22 protein-coding genes are annotated in these 21,189 nt (G+C 47.7%); 7 read left to right on the top strand and 15 right to left on the bottom strand.

The annotated features are described in order from the left end of the window. The first annotated feature begins 58 nt into the window (after positions 1 to 58). Entirely contained in the window at positions 59 to 676 is a 618-nt protein-coding gene (locus FJM67_RS12195) for a LysE family translocator (protein WP_140589652.1), read from the top strand. Here the strand turns inward: FJM67_RS12195 and FJM67_RS12190 are convergent. The 3 genes from FJM67_RS12190 to FJM67_RS12180 all read right to left on the bottom strand — a co-directional run bounded on the left by FJM67_RS12190 (position 638) and on the right by FJM67_RS12180 (position 3,391). Continuing rightward, on the bottom strand, positions 638 to 2,596 hold the full coding sequence (locus tag FJM67_RS12190; protein WP_140589650.1) for a DNA topoisomerase III: 1,959 nt from the start codon (positions 2,594 to 2,596) through the stop codon (positions 638 to 640). The genes FJM67_RS12195 and FJM67_RS12190 overlap by 39 nt on opposite strands. A 67-nt stretch (positions 2,597 to 2,663) precedes the next feature. After that, positions 2,664 to 3,146, bottom strand: coding sequence for a universal stress protein (locus FJM67_RS12185; RefSeq protein ID WP_140589648.1), 483 nt, complete (start codon positions 3,144 to 3,146; stop codon positions 2,664 to 2,666). A gap of 47 nt (positions 3,147 to 3,193) precedes the next feature. Further along, positions 3,194 to 3,391, bottom strand: coding sequence for a hypothetical protein (locus FJM67_RS12180; RefSeq protein WP_140589646.1), 198 nt, complete (start codon positions 3,389 to 3,391; stop codon positions 3,194 to 3,196). 129 nt (positions 3,392 to 3,520) lie between these two features. On the opposite strand from FJM67_RS12180, the gene FJM67_RS12175 reads away from it, so the two are divergent. Beyond that, positions 3,521 to 4,141 (top strand): FKBP-type peptidyl-prolyl cis-trans isomerase, encoded by a 621-nt coding sequence (locus tag FJM67_RS12175; RefSeq protein WP_140589644.1) that lies wholly within the window; start codon positions 3,521 to 3,523, stop codon positions 4,139 to 4,141. 47 nt (positions 4,142 to 4,188) lie between these two features. Here the strand turns inward: FJM67_RS12175 and FJM67_RS12170 are convergent, their stop codons facing one another. From FJM67_RS12170 to FJM67_RS12130, 9 genes are all read right to left on the bottom strand, one after another. Continuing rightward, positions 4,189 to 4,608: a GNAT family N-acetyltransferase gene (locus tag FJM67_RS12170; RefSeq protein ID WP_235890054.1), complete on the bottom strand. Its 420-nt coding sequence runs from the start codon at positions 4,606 to 4,608 to the stop codon at positions 4,189 to 4,191. Positions 4,609 to 4,635: 27 nt separating this feature from the next. Further along, positions 4,636 to 5,814 (bottom strand): cupin domain-containing protein, encoded by a 1,179-nt coding sequence (locus FJM67_RS12165; RefSeq protein ID WP_140589642.1) that lies wholly within the window; start codon positions 5,812 to 5,814, stop codon positions 4,636 to 4,638. A gap of 100 nt (positions 5,815 to 5,914) precedes the next feature. Beyond that, complete coding sequence (gene purB, locus FJM67_RS12160; protein WP_140589640.1) at positions 5,915 to 7,288, bottom strand: adenylosuccinate lyase; 1,374 nt, start codon at positions 7,286 to 7,288, stop codon at positions 5,915 to 5,917. Positions 7,289 to 7,471: 183 nt separating this feature from the next. Beyond that, positions 7,472 to 9,691, bottom strand: coding sequence for an NADP-dependent isocitrate dehydrogenase (locus tag FJM67_RS12155; protein ID WP_140589638.1), 2,220 nt, complete (start codon positions 9,689 to 9,691; stop codon positions 7,472 to 7,474). A gap of 252 nt (positions 9,692 to 9,943) precedes the next feature. Further along, positions 9,944 to 10,573 carry a high frequency lysogenization protein HflD gene (gene hflD, locus FJM67_RS12150; protein WP_140589637.1) on the bottom strand — a complete coding sequence of 210 codons (630 nt, stop codon included), beginning with the start codon at positions 10,571 to 10,573 and terminating at the stop codon, positions 9,944 to 9,946. 9 nt (positions 10,574 to 10,582) lie between these two features. Then, entirely contained in the window at positions 10,583 to 11,692 is a 1,110-nt protein-coding gene (gene mnmA, locus FJM67_RS12145) for a tRNA 2-thiouridine(34) synthase MnmA (protein WP_140589635.1), read from the bottom strand. A 103-nt stretch (positions 11,693 to 11,795) separates the two neighbouring features. Further along, on the bottom strand, positions 11,796 to 12,191 hold the full coding sequence (locus tag FJM67_RS12140; RefSeq protein WP_235890053.1) for an NUDIX domain-containing protein: 396 nt from the start codon (positions 12,189 to 12,191) through the stop codon (positions 11,796 to 11,798). Beyond that, complete coding sequence (locus tag FJM67_RS12135; protein WP_140589633.1) at positions 12,133 to 12,834, bottom strand: pseudouridine synthase; 702 nt, start codon at positions 12,832 to 12,834, stop codon at positions 12,133 to 12,135. Before FJM67_RS12135 ends, FJM67_RS12140 begins: the two co-directional genes overlap by 59 nt. A gap of 170 nt (positions 12,835 to 13,004) precedes the next feature. After that, a complete protein-coding gene (locus tag FJM67_RS12130; RefSeq protein ID WP_140589632.1) occupies positions 13,005 to 13,244 on the bottom strand; it encodes a cold shock domain-containing protein in 240 nt (79 codons plus the stop codon). 209 nt (positions 13,245 to 13,453) lie between these two features. On the opposite strand from FJM67_RS12130, the gene clpS reads away from it, so the two are divergent. The 4 genes from clpS to FJM67_RS12110 all read left to right on the top strand — a co-directional run bounded on the left by clpS (position 13,454) and on the right by FJM67_RS12110 (position 17,097). Further along, on the top strand, positions 13,454 to 13,804 hold the full coding sequence (gene clpS, locus FJM67_RS12125; protein WP_140589630.1) for an ATP-dependent Clp protease adapter ClpS: 351 nt from the start codon (positions 13,454 to 13,456) through the stop codon (positions 13,802 to 13,804). A 40-nt stretch (positions 13,805 to 13,844) separates the two neighbouring features. After that, positions 13,845 to 16,106 carry an ATP-dependent Clp protease ATP-binding subunit ClpA gene (clpA, locus tag FJM67_RS12120; RefSeq protein WP_140589628.1) on the top strand — a complete coding sequence of 754 codons (2,262 nt, stop codon included), beginning with the start codon at positions 13,845 to 13,847 and terminating at the stop codon, positions 16,104 to 16,106. Positions 16,107 to 16,529: 423 nt separating this feature from the next. Next, positions 16,530 to 16,835 (top strand): type II toxin-antitoxin system RelB/DinJ family antitoxin, encoded by a 306-nt coding sequence (locus tag FJM67_RS12115; RefSeq protein WP_140589626.1) that lies wholly within the window; start codon positions 16,530 to 16,532, stop codon positions 16,833 to 16,835. Further along, positions 16,813 to 17,097 (top strand): type II toxin-antitoxin system RelE/ParE family toxin, encoded by a 285-nt coding sequence (locus FJM67_RS12110; protein ID WP_140589624.1) that lies wholly within the window; start codon positions 16,813 to 16,815, stop codon positions 17,095 to 17,097. Before FJM67_RS12115 ends, FJM67_RS12110 begins: the two co-directional genes overlap by 23 nt. A 445-nt stretch (positions 17,098 to 17,542) precedes the next feature. On the opposite strand, the gene FJM67_RS12105 is transcribed toward FJM67_RS12110, so the two are convergent. The 3 genes from FJM67_RS12105 to aat all read right to left on the bottom strand — a co-directional run bounded on the left by FJM67_RS12105 (position 17,543) and on the right by aat (position 19,474). Next, positions 17,543 to 18,121, bottom strand: a complete 579-nt coding sequence (locus FJM67_RS12105; RefSeq protein WP_181161493.1) for an AAA family ATPase — start codon at positions 18,119 to 18,121, stop codon at positions 17,543 to 17,545. A gap of 244 nt (positions 18,122 to 18,365) precedes the next feature. Then, entirely contained in the window at positions 18,366 to 18,584 is a 219-nt protein-coding gene (gene infA / locus FJM67_RS12100) for a translation initiation factor IF-1 (protein ID WP_055461515.1), read from the bottom strand. A gap of 143 nt (positions 18,585 to 18,727) precedes the next feature. Next, positions 18,728 to 19,474, bottom strand: coding sequence for a leucyl/phenylalanyl-tRNA--protein transferase (gene aat, locus FJM67_RS12095; RefSeq protein ID WP_140589620.1), 747 nt, complete (start codon positions 19,472 to 19,474; stop codon positions 18,728 to 18,730). A gap of 452 nt (positions 19,475 to 19,926) precedes the next feature. Here aat and FJM67_RS12090 point away from each other — a divergent pair, with 452 nt between their 5' ends. Continuing rightward, a complete protein-coding gene (locus tag FJM67_RS12090; RefSeq protein ID WP_140589618.1) occupies positions 19,927 to 20,811 on the top strand; it encodes a hypothetical protein in 885 nt (294 codons plus the stop codon). The last annotated feature ends 378 nt before the right edge of the window (positions 20,812 to 21,189 follow it).

Here is a 21,189-nt window from a genome sequence, read left to right as displayed (position 1 = left end):
CATGCAATCCCCGTGGCAGATTATCCGACTCTTTTACTAATCAGCTATAGGTAAGCATGTGAGTCTGGCGCTTTTGTCGGTTTTTGTTCCAACCTTCTTTTTTGTCTCCATTACCCCAGGTATGTGCATGACTTTGGCAATGACCATGGGTATGACTATCGGTGTCAAACGTGCCCTGTGGATGATGCTTGGGGAACTCACCGGTGTTGGTTTAGTGGCAACTTTATCAGCAATTGGTGTTGCTACCTTACTGCTCAACTATCCAACCGCTTTCTTGGTATTTAAGTACGTTGGCGGCGTCTATTTGGCCTATATCGGGGTGCAAATGTGGCTCTCTAAAGGGAAGATGGCAATCAAACTAGACGATGGTGAGCGCCAAGCTAGTGCCTTTGAATTGATTTCTCAAGGGTTTGTAACCGCAATCGCAAACCCGAAAGGCTGGGCCTTTTTTGTCGCCTTGTTACCGCCATTCCTCAACGCTAGCCAGCCGATGGCAAGTCAGCTTGTTTCCTTGATTAGTGTGATTCTGATGTTAGAGTTTATTTGTCTGTTGATTTACGCCAGCGGCGGTCGCACATTGCGCTCGTTGTTAATGCAATCCGGCAACGTTCGTCTGATGAATCGCATTGCCGGTAGTCTAATGGTTGGTGTGGGAATTTGGTTGGCGTTTGGTTGAGCGTCGACCTTTGCCACTACTTGCTGTGTTTGCTTTTCGATAGCGCCGTTTAGGATTAGTTTTAGGGCTTGCCGGTAGATCTGCAAGAGCTGTCAAACGTTGCTGTTGACAAGTGTCGATCTGTTGTCTCAAGTTCGCGACCAATTCATTTAAAAAGCTTTGATAGTCTGCCTCATTGTGACTGATGCGGTTTAATATCATCTCCCACCTGGCAGTCATATCAGGTGTCGCTAAGCTGGCGGGTAGGCTTTCTATAAAACGCATACCGGCTGGAGTAGGGCGTATCTGTTTTCCTTGTCGATATAAAAACTGCCGTTTAAATAGCAACTCTATAATCCCAGCTCGCGTGGCTTCGGTGCCTAGTCCATCGGTGTCACGTAGTACTTTTTTCAATTCTTTATCGACCACGAATTTGGCGATTCCCGTCATCGCGGCCAAAAGACTTGCATCGGTAAAGTACTCCGGCGGTGTGGTTTGCTTAGTCAATAGTACACCTTGTTCACACCAAAGCTGATCCTGCTCCGTAACATTGGGGAGTTCATCGGAGGTTTTCTTATCCTGCTTAAATAACGCTTTCCATCCTAGTTTAGTCGGCACGTTGCCTTGGGCAACAAACACACCGCCTTCGATGATAAGCTCAATACGGCTCGCTCGATATTCGTAATCTTCAAGAAATTGCACCAGATATTGACGGCAGATTAAGTCAAAAACACGTTGTTCATTAGCATTTAGCTTGCTGTAGGCGGCTAAGCTTTGGGTAGGAATTATCCCGTGGTGAGCACCCACTTGTTTGTCATTCCAAGCGCGGCTTTTACGCTTCGGATCACATGCTATCACATGGGGTTGATAAGCTGAGGTGGTGCGATTTATGGCGCTTAAAATCGCCCCAGCCTCTTGGTGTTGCTCTGTTGGCAAGTAGCGACAATCGGATCGAGGGTAACTGATCATCTTGTGAGTCTCGTAGAGACTTTGGCATATATCTAGCACCTGTTGAGCGGATAAGCCGAAAGCCTTAGCAGCATCGATTTGTAAGCTAGATAAGCTGTAGGGCAGCGGAGGAGGTTGTTTCTTTTGTTGGCGCTCGGCTTTGCTCACAGCAGCGGGTTTATCCGTAATGCGGTTTGCTACATGCTCTGCCAGTTTGGGGTTGATAATGCGGCCTTCTTCATCCATATGTCCCTGACAGGCTTCGCTAGGTACCCATTTTGCCGTAAAAGTTTGGGTATCAGGGGTGCGAATCAAGGCTTCTACCTGATAAAAGTCATGGGGAATGAAGGCGTTAATCTCTTGTTCCCGTTTAACAACCATGCCGAGAATTGGTGTCTGTACTCGGCCAATGGAAAGAACGCCTTGATAACCTACCTGCTTGCCTTTCAAGGTGTAGGCGCGGGTCAGATTCATGCCAAATAACCAATCTGCTCGTGAGCGAGCCAACGCTGATCGGCTTAATGGAGCAAAGTTGCCGTTACTTTGTAGTTTGCCAAGAGCCTTTTTAATCGCATTCGTATTCAGGTCACTTACCAGCAAACGCTGACATTGGCTTAATTTGGTTTTCGCGGTCTGACAATAATGCAGTACTTCATCCACAAGCAATTGCCCTTCACGATCAGGGTCGCCAGCGTGAATAATTTGATCCGCTTGTTTGATGAGTTTTTTTACCACAGCAAGCTGCTTTTTGGTATTAGCTTTCGGCTTGAGCTGCCAAATATCGGGCACGATGGGGAGAGTGTCAAACGACCAGCGCTTATAGGATGGGGAATAGTCTTCTGGCTCGGCCTGCTCCAGTAAGTGACCAATGCACCAAGTGATGCAATCTCCGCCGGGAAGTTGTATGAAACCGTCCCCCTTTTTTTGAGGGCCAGGAAAAGCGCTAGCAATGGCGCGGGCAAGACTGGGTTTTTCGGCAATAAAAAGGCGCATGGCTCAAAAGCATGTTTATTTATACAGTGCTAGTGTAGCCAAACGCCTTCCTGTAGAAAAGAACTGTTTAGTGAATTGGCACCACTAATACAGGAACACGGCTATGGTGTACGACTTTGTTGGCGGTAGATCCAATTACCATCTGCCCAATACGACTATGGGTACGGCTATTCATAACAATCATGTCTGCGCCAAGTTTTTCGGCGGCTTTTTGGATTGCATCAGCCGGAATACCATGAACCACAACGGTTTCAGGCGTTTGTTCTAGCTGTGCCATATCTTCTTTATGGGTCTCGATAAAGTCAGCCAAATGTTTTTGCATACGCTCTTGAACAGAAGCTTCTGCTTCGTCACGCATTGCTTTGACGGTTTTTTCCGACATGTAGTTGTGAATCATATTGGCGGCTTGCGCACCAATTGGCTCCATCGCGTGCATAATGATAACTTTCGCTTGGTTCGCGATAGCCAGATTCATAACAAGTTCCATCGCTTGGTTAGTTTTGCCGTCCAAGTCACATGCGTAAAGGATGGTGCTGACTTTTGGTAACATGGTTGTTTTCTCCATTGATCGAATACAACCAAAGTCTAATCCTACTGTTAAGACGGGTACTGATTTGGGTCAGCCAATTGCCCTGCCTCTGATAAATTTACGTTATTAACTTGATCTAAGTAGCTATCCAGAATAAAGCTTCCTGAAACAACGGTAAACAGAATGCCGGCTAGGCCATAGGAGAGCCATTTAGAACGGCGTGACCCTGAGGGTGTTGTAGAGTGTTTTAGCTGAAACTGTGACATGTAAGCCTCCGTAATTCAGTCATTAAATGATAATGAATGTCATTTATGTTGTCTATAGTCCCCATCGGCTTACTGTGAGATTTATGTTATGCTGTGCGCTCTTAAAATTTATGTAATTAGAGAAACTACATGTCTGAGTTAACTTTCGCTTCTAACGAAGCCAAAATCGCCTACGGCATTGGCCGTCAAATTGGTGATCAACTACGCGGCAGCGACCTAGGTGAGCTGTCTTTACCACACCTGTTTGCAGCGATTGAAGATGCCCTAGCAGAGCAGCCAATGCGTGTACCTGCGAACGAACTAGAAAGTGCGTTTGCTGAGCTACAAGAACAAATGGAAGCGAAATCAAAAGCAGCTGCGGCTGAAAGCGTGGCCCAAGGCGAAGCCTTCCTAGAAGCTAATAAAGCCAAAGAGGGCGTTCAAGTAACGGCGAGTGGCTTGCAATTTGAAGTAATCGAAGAAGGTACGGGTGAGCAACCTGTCGCTTCTTCTACTGTGCGTGTGCACTACGAAGGTCGTTTGGTAGACGGCCAAGTATTCGACAGCTCCATCGCCCGTGGTGAGCCAATCGAATTCCCGCTTTCTGGCGTTATCGCAGGTTGGACGGAAGGTCTACAGCTAATGAAAGAAGGTGCGAAGTACCGCTTCACTATTCCTTCTGACTTAGCTTACGGTGCTCAAGGTGCTGGCGCTCTGATTAAGCCACACTCCGTATTGGTATTTGACGTTGAGCTAATCGCCATCGTCTAAAGCACCTTACGCAGCAAAGGTAAAATACGCCTTTGCTGCGTTCGCTCTTAGATCTCACGAATCATATTAACGTGAGGTTTACCCGCCTCGAAAAAGATTTTGCCATCCGTTTTGAAACCAAAATGCTCGTAGTAAACCTGAACTTCTACCTGAGCATGCAGAAATACTTCTTTAAAGCCCATCTCTCGCGCTACCTCAATGGCTTTACGTAACAGCATTTTGCCATAGCCTTGGCTACGATAATTCGGCAAAACCGATAGGCGCCCGATTTGTCCTTGCTCTGTTAGGCGACACACGCCGGTTGGTACGGCGGTGGTACCAAAGGAGACAAAATGCACCGCACTGGCATCTTGGTGATCAAAATCGTCCTCAGCGGCAATCCCTTGCTCGATGCCGAATACCTGTTTACGTACAAACATCAACTGTGCTTTGCTGCTATTCCAGTCTGAGGTGAGTACTTTCATCATTTGTCTCCTTTGGTGAACCGGGCCAAATTAATCCAACGGCACAAGTACTTGCTGTTGTAGCAAGAAACGAAGCAGTTCCGGTAATTGTGGATGCTGGGTTAAATCTAGGCCGCTAAAGTCAAATTCCAATTGGTCTGCTAGCGCTTGAACTAGACCAACTAGTTCGCCATCGACATCATGGTATTCACCATTAGCAAACACACGAATCACATTGTCGGAAAGTGTGTAATAGCATAATCGGGCATCTCCAGGACGGATGAACTTCACCCCTTGCGCGACCAAGTCAAACACCTCATCTACCTCCTCCCCTGATAATGGGGCGGAGTATTCAGGGTATTTCGGGGCGCTCATGGTTTCCCCCAGCCAGCTAGCCAGTAGTGCATCGTCAGCCAATAGGCGAGTCATGGTGTCCCGCAAATGCTGAATGTCGTCGATACTGATATGACTGTGATGCAGTCTAGCTTCGGTCTCTGTCGCGGCGAAACGAAGTTTCTCATTAGCTTGTTCACAAACTTGCTCGGTGATCCCGGCGAGTGCTTCATGGGCAGCGGGTGCGCGAAAACCGATAGAAAAAGTCATGCAGTCGTCATCCAATGCTCGACCATTATGACCCCAGTTTGGCGGCAGATAAAGAATATCTCCAGTTTCTACATCCCATTCCATGGTTGGATCCACAGGGAAGTTATCTAGAATGTGTAATTTTGTGCCTACGAGGGCTTGGTCTTGGTACTGCTCTGGCGCTAGAACTTGCCAACGACGTTTACCCGCCATTTGTACTAGGAACACATCGTATTGATCATAATGGGGGCCAACGCTGCCGCCGGTCACCGCATAGCTGATCATGACATCATCTACTCGCCAACTTGGCAAAAAGTTGAAAGCCTCCCGTAGTTCCTGCACTTCTGGCACCCAATGATCCACCGCTTGGACAAGCAGAGTCCATTCTCGCTCTGGCAGATCGGCGAAGTCTGCTTCGCTAAAGGGCCCTTGACGAAGCTCCCAGGGTGTCGCGCCGGATTCCAGCACGATACGGGCTTCCACTTCCTCTTCCATGGCAAGGCCAGCTAATTCATCAGCCGAAATCGGTAATTCAAAGTGTTTAGCTGCGGCGCGGATGAGCAATGGTTTTTGTTGCCAATAGTCGCGTAAAAATTCACCGGCACTCATGCCGCCTAAAATTGTTAACGGCGTATCTAAATCCATCATGGATCACCTTCAAGTTGGCCAAGGGCCAGATAAAGACATCAATTAAAAAGAAAAGAGCCGAACAAGTCGGCTCTTTCAACAAAATCAGAACAGTTGAGACTTAGCCGCGAATGGCTTTGGCTTGATCAACCGCGTTACCGATGTAGCTAGCAGGAGTTAGGGCTTTAAGCTCTGCTTTAGCCGCTTCTGGTAGCTCTAGAGTATCTACAAATGCACCGATTGTCGCTGCGTCGATAGTGCGACCACGGGTTAGTTCTTTCAGTTTCTCGTACGGAGACTCAATACCGTAGCGGCGCATAACTGTTTGGATTGGCTCTGCCAATACTTCCCATGCAGCATCCAAGTCAGCAGCCAAGCGCGCAGCATTGATTTCCAGTTTGCTGATACCTTTCAAAGTGGCTTGGTAAGCGATCAAACTGTGGGCCAAACCAACACCTAGGTTACGCAAAACGGTAGAGTCAGTTAGATCTCGCTGCCAGCGAGAAATTGGCAATTTGGCGCTCAAGTGACCCATGATGGCGTTGGCGATACCCAAGTTGCCTTCGGAGTTTTCGAAGTCGATAGGGTTCACTTTGTGCGGCATAGTGGAAGAGCCGATTTCCCCAGCAATGGTTTTTTGCTTGAAGAAGCCCATAGAGATATAGCCCCACACATCGCGATCGAAGTCGATCAAGATAGTGTTGAAGCGACAGATGGCATCGTACAATTCAGCAATGTAATCGTGTGGTTCGATCTGAGTGGTGTAGGGGTTCCAAGTTAGACCCAAAGAAGTCACGAACTTCTCGGCATTGGCTTGCCAATCTACATCTGGGTAAGCAGATAGGTGGGCATTGTAGTTACCAACCGCACCATTGATTTTGCCTAAAAATTCCACAGCTTCTACTTGTTTGATCTGACGGCGCAGACGTGCAGCCACGTTGGCCATCTCTTTACCCATGGTACTCGGAGAAGCCGTTTGACCATGAGTACGGGACAACATGGGCTGCTCGGCGTGTTCAAGCGCTAAATCTTCGATAGCAGTCAAGACGGCACGCATTTCTGGCAGAATCGCTTCTTCCAACGCTTCACGTAGCATCAGTGCATGGGATAGGTTGTTGATGTCCTCTGAAGTACAAGCAAAGTGCACGAACTCAGAAATAGCAGCCAATTCAGCGTTACCGGCAATGCTGTTTTTAATGAAGTACTCAACCGCTTTTACATCGTGGTTTGTCGTACGTTCAATGTCTTTAATGGCTTGGGCATCCGCTTCACTGAAGTTTTCAGCAAGATTATTCAAAATAGTGTTTGCTTCAGCACTTAGAGCAGGTACTTCAGTAATTTGTGGGTGGCTTGCCAGAGCTTGTAGCCAACGCACTTCCACAATGACGCGCATGCGCAACAGTCCATATTCGCTCACTGAACGGCGTAGAGCATGAGTTTTCGATCCGTAACGACCGTCAATTGGGGAAATCGCATTTAAGCTAGTTAATTGCATTGAGATAACGCCTCGACCATGGTTTTCAGGGAGCCGCTATTATAGGGGAAAGGGGGAGGATGTGCTATTGCTAGGCAAATGCAAGGCGGTTTTGGGTGCCATTTGACAAAAGACTGTACAAAATAAAAGGGAGCCCGACAATCGGACTCCCTTTTTTGTAACTTAAAGATCGGTCTTGTCGACTTATAGAGACTCAAGTGCTGCGTTGAAGGTAGCGCTTGGGCGCATCACTTTCTCAACAGCCGCTAGGTCCATATGGTAGTAACCCTCAAGATCAGCTGGTTTGCCCTGAACTGAGTTAAGTTCTTCTACGATTTTTGCTTCGTTGGCTGTTAGAGTTTCTGCCAAAGGCGCAAATTTCGCCGCAAGCTCAGCATCTTCGGTTTGAGCTGCAAGCTCTTGTGCCCAGTACATCGCTAGGTAGAAGTGGCTACCACGGTTGTCGATATCACCCACTTTGCGAGACGGAGACTTGTTGTTATCCAACAATTTCTCGGTCGCTTTATCTAGGCATTTTGCCAACACTTTCGCTTTGTCGTTGCCTTGTTTGATGCCAAGTTCTTCGAAAGAAACGGCAGTAGCAAGGAACTCACCGAGTGAATCCCAGCGTAGGTAGTTTTCTTCTAGCAATTGCTGAACGTGCTTAGGTGCTGAACCGCCGGCACCCGTTTCGTACATGCCACCACCATTTAGCATTGGCACGATAGATAGCATTTTCGCAGAAGTACCTAGTTCCATAATTGGGAAAAGGTCGGTTAGGTAGTCGCGCAATACGTTACCAGTGACAGAGATAGTGTCTTGACCACGAATCATACGCTCCATAGAGAAACGGATTGCTTCGTTGTAAGACATAATATGAATGTCTAAGCCAGTTAGGTCGTAGTCTTGTAGGTATAACTCAACTTTCTTGCGTAGTTCGTTGTCGTGGGCACGCTCTGCATCCAACCAGAATACGGCTGGTGTATTTGAGTTACGGGCGCGAGTTACGCCAAGTTTCACCCAGTCTTTGATCGCGGCATCTTTGGTTTGACATGCACGCCAAATATCGCCTTTCTCAACATCGTGTTGCATCAACACGTCGCCGTTTTCGGCAACCACACGCATTACGCCATCCGCTTGTACTTCAAAAGTCTTGTCGTGTGAACCGTACTCTTCGGCTTTTTGCGCCATTAGACCCACGTTTGGCACGGTACCCATAGTGGTAGGGTCAAATGCGCCGTTGGTTTTACAGAAGTTAATCACTTCTTGGTAAATACGGGCGTAGGTAGACTCAGGCATTACTGCTTTAGTGTCTTTAGTCTTGCCGTCGCGGCCCCACATTTTGCCTGAGTTACGGATCATCGCAGGCATAGAGGCGTCTACGATTACGTCAGAAGGTACGTGTAGGTTAGTGATACCGCGTACAGAATCTACCATGGCGATTTCAGGGCGGTGCTCGTAGCAATCGTGGATTGCTTGTAGGATTTCGTCTTGCTGGCTTTGTGGTAGTACTTTGATTTTGTCTAGTACGCTACCTAGGCCATTATTTGGGTTCACACCGATCTCAGCGAATAGATCACCGAATTTATCCCATACTTCTTTGTAGAATACGGTTACTGCATGACCGAATACGATCGGGTGAGAAACCTTCATCATGGTCGCTTTGACGTGCAAAGACCACATAATGCCGGCTTCTTTGGCTTCTTGTAGAGATTGCTCGAAGAAGTCCCGTAGCGCTTTAGCACTCATGCGCATGCTGTCTAGTACTTCGCCTTCTACTAGCGGCAAAGATTTTTTCAATTCTACGTTGCCTGCTTGGTCAACGAATTCGATACGCACGGTTTGAGCTTTGTCAGTGGTAATAGATTGCTCAGAAGAGAAGAAGTCACCGCCGCGCATGTAGTCTGCGTGAGTTTGAGAGGTTTTCTTCCACTCACCCATGCTGTGTGGGTGCTTACGAGCGTAGGCTTTTACTGCTGCTGGTGCGCGACGGTCAGAGTTACCTTGACGCAACACTGGGTTTACTGCACTACCAAGGATTTTCGAGTAACGGGCTTGGATCTCTTTTTCTTCGTCAGTTTTTGGTGCTTCTGGGTAGCTTGGTACGTCGAAGCCTTGAGCTTGTAGTTCTTTAATCGCAGCGTTTAGCTGAGGGATAGAAGCACTGATGTTCGGCAGTTTGATGAAGTTCGCATTTGGATCGGCAGTCAGTTCACCTAGGAACGCAAGGCCATCTTGTGGGCGTTGGTCTTCAGGGAGACGGTCAGCAAAAGTCGAAAGAATACGACCCGCTAATGAAATATCAGTTAATTCAAGCTTGATGCCGGCTTCTTTGGCAAAGGCACGGTAAATCGGTAGTAGAGAAGCGGTTGCCAATGCTGGCGCTTCGTCTGTCAGAGTGTAGTAAATAGTATCTTTAGACATGTAATTCCCCTAACTTGCTGGGCGCAGTAGCCCGGTTATGTAGAAGGTGACTTTTGGCCGCCATTTCTAGGTAATCAAATCAGTTTGATCAAAATTTTGGTCATAATACTACCCGATTTGGGTAATTTATTTACATTGACCAAGCGTATACCGAAAATTGATTCAAATGATTATTGCCGAGCACAACATAAAGAAAAAGCCCCATGGAGGAGCTTTTCTTCAGTTTTTAGCCGCTATTTAGCCAATAGTCGCTTAAAAACGACTGTCGAGGCCCGCTAAAATCGCTTTGCGTTTAAACAGGAAATGCCAACGTCGTCCACCTAGCTGGCGCCATAACATAGCCGCCCGAATCCCCGCCAAGAGCAAAGCCCTCACTTGATGAGCCACGCCAGCCTGTTGTAGATAGCGACTATCCCCGTGTACTTGGATACGAAATGGCATCTTACTCAAGGTGTCTTGGTATAAGCCCGACATGCCGGCAACGATATTATCATGCAGCACAGAATCATAATGTTCCCGCTGGCGTTCAATGCCCTGAATACCTTTGCCGATTTGTGCCAGCATATCGTTATCTTTACTAAGCTTGCTTTCTAGGTGTACCAAGCTTAGGGCATAACGGATGGTGTCAGGGTTGACCGCGTTTTTGTCTTTGCCAAATACCTGCTTGGCGATACGTCGCCCCAACGCCAAATTACCTTGGCAGTCAAATTGACCGCCATAAATATCTTGGGTGGTTGGCGCATTGGTCACCAATACACTGGCCAGTAGGGGCTCGGCACTGTCATTATCTAGCGTGCCTTTGCGGGCCAAGGTTGCCACTAATTCTGCTGCTTGAAATACCGCAGCTAAGGCGATCGCTTGTTCAGTTTCGGAATGGGCCATAGGGAATCCTTATTTATTGAACGCCTTATTTATGATGCCACCACCTAGGCAATGTTCCCCAACATAGAAAACAATCGACTGACCTGGAGTAATAGCGCGCTGTGGTTCGCGGAAAGAGACCTCAATACTACCGTCTTCAAGCTCATACAGGGTGCAATCCTGATCTGGCTGGCGGTAACGGCACTTGGCTTTACAAGTAAGTGGAAGCGTTGGTTTCTCTCGCGCAACCCAATCAAACTGATCGGCGATCAGATGGGTCTTGAAAAGAGAAGGGTGTTGACCACCTTGAGTTACCAACAAAACATTGCGCTCTAAGTCTTTTTCCACCACATACCACGGCTCGTCCGGATATTTGGATAATCCCCCGATCCCCAATCCTTGACGCTGACCAATAGTGTGGTACATCAAACCATGATGTTTGCCGATCACATCCCCATCCAGGGTTTCAATATTGCCCGGTTGCGCCGGTAAATACTGTTGTAAAAAGTCTTTAAAGCGGCGCTCGCCGATAAAGCAAATCCCGGTGCTGTCTTTTTTATTGTGAGTCACTAAGCCATGCTCTTCCGCCAAACGACGCACCTCGGGCTTTTCTAACTCGCCCACCGGGAAGAAGGTTTTGCCGATCTCGTCTTTACCAACAGCGTAAAGGAAATAACTTTGATCTTTGTTGTTGTCCAATCCCTTTAATAATACCGGCTCACCATTTTGTTCGCCGCGACGTACGTAGTGGCCGGTGGCAATGGCATCTGCCCCCAACGCCATAGCGTATTCTAAGAAGGCTTTAAACTTGATTTCTTTGTTGCACAAAATATCCGGGTTGGGAGTGCGGCCAGCCTTGTACTCCGCCAGAAAATGTTCGAACACATTATCCCAGTATTCGGCGGCGAAATTGGCGGTATGGAGCTTTATTCCTAGCTTGTCGCATACGGCTTGGGCGTCGGCTAGGTCTTCCTTGGCGGTGCAATACTCGGTGCCGTCGTCCTCATCCCAGTTTTTCATAAATAGGCCTTCGACCTGATAGCCTTGCTGCATCAGTAAGAGGGCAGAAACGGAGGAATCAACACCGCCGGACATACCGACGATCACTTTAGTATCTTGAATGGATTTTGTTGGGGTCATAACAACTTCTCGGCAATAAAACGGGGTTAAGGCCCGACATTGATGGAAACGGCCCAGTATAGCGGATTCCCCACTTTGATGCGCGGGAAACCTGCTGTCTGAGTTACGCCGTTACCGGAGAAATATGGCTGTTATCTATCATTTCAAGCGGAAAGCCTTGCCCTTTGAGGTAATCATCAAATCCAGCTTGCACCAACGGACTACGTAATTTGCTGGCGCAAATCTCGTCCATGGTCAGCCAGTGGGCGGAGTCGATATCACTGTCGAGATGGGTTGTTACTTCGCCAATGGCCTCACAATGAATCAATACTCGGTGGTAAGTATCTGCACCGACAAATGGGGTGAAAGCATAGAGCCCGACGATGGCTTTTGGCTCAACCTGCCAGCCGCTTTCTTCCAAGGTTTCCCGCATAACAGCTTGTTGTAACGTTTCCCCATTCTCAACGTGGCCGGCGGGCTGGTTGAGTACTAGCTCCCCGTCCTGCCACTCTTTTACCACCAGAAACCGGTCGCCCCGTGTGACCAGTGCGGCGACGGTGAGGTGGGGTAGACGTTCGCGGGCGTTGTTCGAAGCCATGGATGCGCTCCTCTAAATCGGGGGTTAGTTGGGTTTCTTGTAAATCGCCGGGAAGCAGTCCATCTAGGGTGTAAGGGCCAATGGCATTGCGAATCAAACGTAATGTAGGAAAACCTACCGCTGCTGTCATGCGTCGCACTTGCCGATTTTTGCCTTCATGAATGGTCAACGCAATCCATGACGTTGGGATGCTTGCTCGCTCTCGAATCGGCGGCACCCGTGGCCACAGACAATCAGGCTCGGGAATGATCTGACACTGGGCGGGCTGTGTGATGCCATCTTTTAGTTCAACGCCACAACAAAGTTGCGCCACCGCGTCAGCCGTTATTTCCCCTTCGACTTGTACCCAGTAAGTTTTCGGCAATTTAAACTTAGGGGAAGCGATCACATGCTGCACACTGCCCGTATCTGTGAGCAGCAATAACCCCTCGGAGTCATAATCGAGCCGCCCCGCTGCGTAAATATCTGGTACAGAAATATGATCAGCCAGCGTTGCTTTACCATCATCACTGGTAAATTGACTGAGCACTTGGAAAGGTTTGTTAAACAGGAATAGCTTGGCCATTGCTAGAAAGCTTGCTCACTTTGGCAAAAGGAAAAGAAATGAAGTTTTTGCATAGACGCAAAAACGCAGCAACACAAATACCAAAGGAAAAAGTGTTACTGCGGATTGCTACAAACGCGGTAAACGAGCATAGCAAATACTTGCCGTGAGCTCGAGTATTCCCAGTGAAGTTATGCCTCGACTGCGGCAGCTTGCGCTTCAGTGGCACTCACCGGCGTGATATCAATGGCGTGCAGACCACGATTGCCTGGCGTTACATCAAAAGTAACGGCTTGTCCGGCTTTCAATGTCTTGTAGCCTTCCATATTGATTGCGGAATAATGAATAAATAAATCTTCATCAAAATTATCCGCCACGATAAAGCCGTAGCCCTTAGCATTGTTGAACCACTTTACAGACCCGCGGTGCATGAATCACTCCTTAAACAATCGTGCTAAAATCCCACATGCTCTTTTAAAATTGGGCTCAGGGCTTGTTTGCCTATTTTTTGCCCATATGCTTGAGATTAGAACGGTATTTCCCATTTGTAAATTATATCTTGCACATATCCTGCAAAATTTGCTCTACCAACAAGGTTGTGTGCATGAAGCGTATATTTTTGTAGTTTCGGACCCTAAACATGTTTGCATCTGAACAAATTAGACTAAATTTAGAGGACGATGATGATCTAGGTCATTCATCGGTTGCCATAGCGCCGGATGAAACCGAGCTAAAACCACCTTCCATGTATCAGGTGGTGCTATTCAATGATGATTTCACGCCAATGGATTTTGTCGTGTATGTGCTACAACGCTTTTTCAACATGGACGCTGCAAAGGCCCAACATGTAATGATGGAAGTCCACACGAAGGGAAAAGGTGTCTGCGGCGTTTACACCTTCGATATCGCCGAAACCAAAGTGGTGCAGGTACAACAGTTCGCGCAACAAAACGAACACCCATTGATGTGTGACTTGGAAAAAGCAGAGTGACTTGCAACGGGTCCAACGATTTAAGAGAGAGGGACGAGCAATGCTAGATAAAGAACTCGAACAAACCCTAAATATGGCTTTCAAAGCAGCCCGCGCTAAGCGCCATGAGTTTATGACCGTGGAGCATTTACTATTAGCGTTGATCGATAACCCTGCGGCCGCGAAAGTGCTCGAAGCCTGTGGTGTTAAATTAGAAGTGCTCAGTAAAGAGCTGGAAGAGTTTATCGATAGCACTACACCACTGATTCCAGAAAACGATGAAGAGCGTGAAGTTCAGCCAACACTTGGTTTTCAGCGTGTACTACAACGTGCGGTATTTCATGTTCAGTCTTCCGGTAAGCGGGAAGTCACTGGCGCGAACGTGCTAGTCGCTATTTTTAGTGAACAAGAAAGCCAAGCGGTTTACCTGTTGCGTCGTCATAACGTAGCCCGTATCGACGTGGTGAACTATGTTGCCCACGGCATCTCGAAACTGGGTGATCAAAGCCAGTCTAACTCGATGGATAACGATGAGGACGAAGGCGAAGATTCCAGCAAAGCACCTTTGCAAAAATACGCTACTAACTTAAATGAAGAAGCCAAAGCAGGGCGTATTGACCGCTTAGTCGGACGTGAGCAAGAAGTGGAGCGGGTGATTCAAACCCTGTCCCGGCGTCGCAAAAATAACCCATTATTGGTGGGTGAGTCCGGTGTAGGTAAAACTGCCATTGCCGAAGGGCTTGCTAAGCGCATCGTAGACGGCCAAGTGCCAGATGTGATCAAGGACGGCGTGGTTTATTCCCTAGATTTAGGGGCTTTGCTTGCTGGTACAAAATACCGTGGTGACTTTGAAAAACGCCTCAAGCACTTGCTTGGTGAAATGAAAAAGCAGCCTAACGCGATTTTGTTTATCGACGAAATTCACACCATTATTGGCGCAGGTGCGGCTTCTGGTGGGGTGATGGATGCGTCTAACTTACTTAAACCGGCGCTAAGCTCGGGGCAGCTGCGTTGTATTGGCTCAACCACTTTTAAAGAGTTTCGCGGCATATTCGAAAAAGACCATGCCTTGGCCCGCCGTTTCCAGAAAGTGGATGTAAACGAGCCAAGTGTGGAAGACACCTACCAAATCCTGAGAGGGATTGTGGGAGCCTTCGAAGAACACCACAAAATCAAATACGAGGATGGGGCGCTACGGGCAGCGGCAGAATTGGCAGGTCGTTACATTACTGACCGACATATGCCAGATAAGGCCATTGACGTGATGGACGAGGCGGGTGCTTACCAGCGCCTGCAGCCAGAGGATAAACGCAAAGCGCTGATTACCGTCGCCGAGATCGAAGATATCGTATCCAAAATCGCCCGCGTGCCAGTGAAAGCGGTGAACTCCGACGATAAGAAAGTACTAGCCAACCTAGAGCGCGACCTGAAAATGGTGGTGTTCGGGCAAGACAGCGCCATCGAGACTTTGGCGGATGCGATCAAGCTATCTCGTGCTGGTCTTAAAGCTGAGCAGAAGCCCATCGGTTCCTTCCTCATGGCTGGCCCGACTGGTGTGGGTAAAACCGAGGTAACCCGCCAGTTGGCAAAAATCATGGGCTTGGAGTTGATCCGCTTTGATATGTCCGAATACATGGAGCGCCACGCGGTTTCTCGTTTGATCGGTGCGCCCCCAGGTTACGTGGGCTTTGACCAAGGTGGCTTGCTCACCGAAGCGGTGACCAAGAACCCACACAGCGTGGTGCTACTGGATGAGATCGAAAAAGCCCATCCTGAAGTCTTTAACCTGTTATTACAGGTAATGGATCACGGTACGCTCACTGACAACAACGGCCGCAAAGCGGATTTCCGCAATGTGATTTTGATCATGACTTCCAATGCTGGAGCCGAAATCTTGGCGAAGCGTTCTATCGGCTTCTCTACCCAAGATAACTCTACCGACGGCATGGAAGTGATCAACCGCACCTTCACACCAGAGTTCCGTAACCGTTTGGATGCGGTGGTGCAGTTCGGACAGTTGGATGAGCGCATCATCTTCAACGTGGTTGACAAGTTCCTTGTCGAGCTACAAGCACAGCTGGATCCAAAAGGCGTCATGATCGAAGTATCCGAGCCGGCACGGGGCTGGCTGGCCCACAAAGGCTACGACCGCCAGATGGGCGCTCGTCCTATGGCGCGAGTCATCCAAGAGCATGTGAAGAAACCACTGGCGAACATGATTCTATTTGGCGATCTGGTCGAGGGTGGTAATGTCCTCATCTCCTTGGATGAAAGCAAAGACGAACTGGAGTTCAAAGTCATCAAAGAAACCGCCCTGCACTAGGGCGGCTCTTTGCAATAGGCCATTCTATGGCCGATAAGCGTAAAATCACCCAAAGGATTGAGCTTGTAGGAGGCTATTCCATAGCCGATTATCAGCTGCGTCTTCAGGCTACTGTTTCTGGCTCCACAAGCAAGCTTGTAAGGTCGCTGCGAAACAGAGCCTGATGTCTCGCTTCATAAAGTGGAAACCCGCTGTGCGGGTGATTTTTTGTACGAGGCCATTCCATGGCCGATAAATGCAAAATCACCCAAAGGATTGGGCTCGTACGAGGCCATTCGATGGCCGATATGCGTAAATCACCCAAAGGACTGGGTTCGTACATTTCCATTGAGTGGCCAATTTATAACCTATTTGAGACTTTGCGATTACTTGCCTGTCACTCAATTGAGATACATAATATTGAGATCGATAGGAGGAATTGCTATGTCACGAACCTCAATGCTACACGTTAGAATAGACGAAGAGTTGAAAGCAGACGCTACCGCGAAGCTTGCCGAATTTGGTTTAACTGTATCCGATGCTGTCCGTATCCTGCTGACTTTTATTGCCAAAGAAGGGGGCTTGCCAGCTGGATTAACCACGGATCAAGCAAGCTACGATATTTGGTTCCGTCAAAAAGTTCATCAGGCCCTAACAGAGCCGGGCAATATGAAACCACATCACCAAGTCATGGAAGAGTTGAAGTCTCGCATGGAGCGCGGTAGTAATGGCAGAGATTCAATGGACTGAGTACGCTCAAAATGATCTTTTTGACCTAATGGAATACCTTCAGTCAAAGAACCCAACAGCTGCTGCACAGCTTTTTGCCCTTCTTCAGCAGCGTGTGACCCAACTGCTAGATTTTCCAGATATGGGGCGCGTGGGGCTTGTTGAAATGACTCGTGAGTTAGTGCTGACTCCCAGCTATCTTATCGTATATCAACATCACGGCGCGGATATTGCCATACTCCGAGTACTGCACACATCTAGGCAATGGCCTCTTGGCGAATAGTTCGCCTATCATTTTTTTATGCCATTCCATGGTCAATTACCAGCTTCGCCAGCAGGCAACTGTTTCTGGCTCCACAAGCAAGCTTGTAAGGTCGCTGCGAAACAGAGCCCGATGCCTTGCTTTGCAAAGTGGAAACCCGCTGTGCGGGTGATCAGTCTTTGTAAGAGGCCATTCTATGGCCGATATGCGTAAATCACTCAAAGGATTGAGTTCGCATGAGGCTCTGCCATAGCCGATAGGTATTAAAGCTTCTGCTGAGTATTAGGTTTTCCGAACATCAACTTCCATTTCGGTATCACGTGCGGAGAAGTCCAGTTTCTTCGCTTTCCCTGATTCTCCAATGATTACATATTGCCCCATGGCCTTGCGTCGACGTATTACTTTGTCAACGGCGCACTGTAGTATTTCCACTCCATTAAATGGAGGTTTGTACTCTGATTCAGGCTTAATCATTAGCTACCTCTGAAAACGTCTCAAACAAATGTGCATCATGGATTTCTACACGACCCCCGATGATACTGAAAACGGCAACCGGTGTTTGGTTTTCATTATAAATACATTGAGCATAATCTGCTAATTTCGCGTACTTGTGGTAGAAGTTTTTAATTCCTTTCGGGAATCTACGCTCAATATCTTCTATTGGAATAGAATGACCTCCGTGAGTGACTCTCTCCGCTACACGCTGTTTCGATACATCCACGGAGCTTAGAAATAGGTAAAAGATCGAAACTTTCCAGCCGGATTCTTGCCACTTTTTGATATGGTCAAGGTAACCAAGTCCAGATAATGTTGTTTCAAGAGCAAAGCTTTCACCGCTAAGTGAAGCCTTTTTAAGTCGTTTCAGAAAACATCTCGCGGCACGTGCGTTAGCGTGGGCAGAATTTTCAATCGTCAGTTCTTTTGCAATTTCATCTGCGTTTAGGTAATGCTCTATTAAGCCTTGGTCAATTAAATCCATGGCGAAAGTTGTTTTACCTGAGCCATTTGGCCCTGCAATGATGAAAATTTCTTTCTGAGTAATCATGTTTTTCAAAACTGATTGGTAATGAATGGCTACCAGTATAGCGTATCTAACGGCCATTCCATGGCCGATAGGAACCAAAATCGCTCAAAGGATTGGGTTCGTACGAGGCCATTCTATGGCCGATAAGCGTAAAATCGCTCAAAGGATTGAGCTCGTACGAGGCCATTCTATGGCCGATAAATTAGGGGCATCAAAATAAAAAACGGCTGCCGAGGCAACCGTTTTCAATCATTCCGTCTGCGTCTTAGCGCGAGCGGTAAACAATGCGACCTTTAGACAAGTCGTAAGGGGTCAATTCCACCTTCACTTTATCGCCAGTCAAGATGCGGATGTAGTTTTTACGCATTTTGCCAGAGATATGAGCCGTCACAACGTGACCGTTTTCTAGTTCCACGCGGAACATAGTGTTAGGAAGGGTATCGACGATAGTCCCTTCCATTTCAATGCTGTCTTCTTTTGCCACTGTATAGAAGTCCTGTAATTTATCAAAGGCCGACCGGCCAAAATTGCTTATTTGCTATTTAGATCAATAGCTTAAGTCCTGTGGGCAGTATCTGGCTGCGCCACACGGTTTTTCGAATCGCCGATATTTTGCCCAAATCAGCGTCATAAGGCAAATGTAACTGGCATTAACTCGTGATTTAGTGCCAATTTTTGTAGGGCAAGGTTCGGTGTCTGCATCGGTACATGGCGTTTTAACACGTCAACAAACTCCGGGCGGGGCATCAGTTTCGCCCCCAAGGTAAGCAAATGCTCCGACTCCACTTGGCAATCGATGAGCCGAATACCGAGCTCTGGGCACAGAGCGCAAAACTGTCCTAAGGCGATTTTCGAGCCGTTAGGCTTCAGGGAAAACATGGATTCTCCGTAAAATTGCTGACCCATGGCGACCCCGTAAAAACCACCGGCCAGCTCCCCGTCTAAATAGGTTTCCACGGAAAAAGCATAGCCAAGCTTATGCAGGCGGGTATAGGCTTGTTCGATCTCGGGTACGATCCAAGTGCCTTCCTCATGGGCTCGTAAGGCCGCACAGGTGCGTATCACAGTCGGGAAGTTCCCATTGATGCGCCATTGCCAATTGCCCCGTTTAACCGCCTTACGTAGGCTGCGATTGCAATGAAACGCCTCTGGCGCAATCACGCAACGCTCTGCCGGGTGCCACCACAAGATCGGGTCTTGCTCGCTAAACCAAGGGAAAAAACCATGCTGATACATATTGAGCAAGCGTTTCGGTGTTAAATCCCCTCCAATAGCCGCTAAACCCTCCGGCTCATGGAGAGCTTTGTGGGGGTTAGGTAGCTCGTGTGGGTCATCCGCTAGGATCAGCAGCTCAGGTTCTGGGTGAGAGGTCATGAAGTCGGTGTTTGTGATTCTAAAAACAGTCTTAAAAAGAGTAACTTGGTGTCCAACTAGATGTTATCGTCAAGATGACGAGTGTACCAAGTAAGGCTTGTAACCTGCTTCAGATTTCATAAGAATCGTGAGCAACTGTCAACGCCAACCTGATTTAGATGCGTGATTGGCGGAAAAAAGCAAAAAAAACTGAAAAAAATAGCGTCGAGTGCTTGACCCACAAAGGAAAACTTGGTTTTAATCACCCTAGTTCGAAGCGATCAGTTGAATAACCGTTCGGATATCGTTTTTTGGAACTAAAAATGTTTGCGGTGGTGTGAATCTGTCACAAAACTGCAACTGATGGGTTTTAGTATATCTGAGTCGTTGATTTTTCAGCGTTTCTTGATAAGGTAACAGAACCTTTCAAAAGGTCTTGAGACCGACTATTTATAATTAAAGGGGAATCTTGAATGAAAGCGATTAAACTTGCTTCTGTTTTCGCAGTAACTGCTGTTGCGGCTGCTGTTTCTACTGCTACTTTTGCTGCTGAGCCAGTTTTTTCTGGTCAAGCTGGCTTGGAAATGGCAATGCTTGGTGACAAGCACGATGATGCTACTGCTAATGGCAACAATGACACTTGGGGTAGTAAAGGCGAAGTCAATCTAAACATCGATACTGGTGTTGTGTCTACGTTGATCGAGTTCCGTGGTGCAACTGCAACTATCGTTTCTGCTAAAGTTACTCAAGGTGCTGTATCTTTTGGTGACTTCGACGGTTCTATCGCTGATGATGGTTACCTAAAAGCAGACCGTGTTATCGAAGGCGAGTATGGTGATGGTTCCCAAACTGATTTGGGTATCCGCTATGCAGTAATGCCCGGTTTAACTGTCGCACTGGAAATGGCAACTGACCAGAATGGTGTTGGTGCTGCTGCTAAGTACTCTCAAGACCTTGGTGTAGCTAACGTTACTGCATCATTCGGTACTTATGCAGGCGAGACAACTTCAAAACTTAAAGACGAGCACACTATTTACGCGATCGGCGCTTCTATTCCTGCTGGTCCGGCCACTGTAACAGTTTCATATGCTGGTGGTGAGTACTACGATAAAGCAGCGAAAACTGCTGAAGCATCAAAAGTCGGTTCTGTAGTAGTGGGTGCTACTTTTGCTCCTACAGACGCTCTTAAACTTAGCGTCCAACACTCAATGAACCAAGAAGCAGCGAAAAATGCTGACGATAGCAACACCGAAGTTGCTGCTTGGTTCAAAGCTGGTGACGTAACTTACTACGCAGCTTCTCTGACTGGCGATAAGTCTATGGAGAAGACTGTTATCGGTGCCAAAGCTTCTTTCTAAGATTCCCTATCTTAGTGAAAGCGAAAACCAGCCTTCGGGCTGGTTTTTTTATGCTATTCTAGCGCCACAGCAATTCACGATCTGAAGGCAGGTGACGTTTGACGCTCGATCTCGGCACTGATTTAACGTAAATACACTTCAACTCCTGCTTGCTTCGCGGCGGTAATAAGCTTTTTGTCTATAGTCGCAAGCGCAACCCCTTTACGAATGGCAAGCTCTAAGTAAGTCCCATCATAGCTCGTTAGATTATAAGCTCTAGCAATGTTTAAGGTTCTAGAAAAGCCTTGAGCGCTATGGCGGAGTCTATCGAGATAGGCAAGTACTCCAATTGAGAAAGAAATCCCTCTATATCACCAGCGCTCAATTCATTGCATTTTT

This window comes from Maribrevibacterium harenarium, assembly GCF_006385675.1.
In the GTDB taxonomy this organism is placed as follows: domain Bacteria; phylum Pseudomonadota; class Gammaproteobacteria; order Pseudomonadales; family Marinomonadaceae; genus Marinomonas; species Marinomonas harenarium.
Note: the sequence above shows the minus strand (reverse complement) of the source record. Positions and strands in the feature narration are given on the sequence as shown.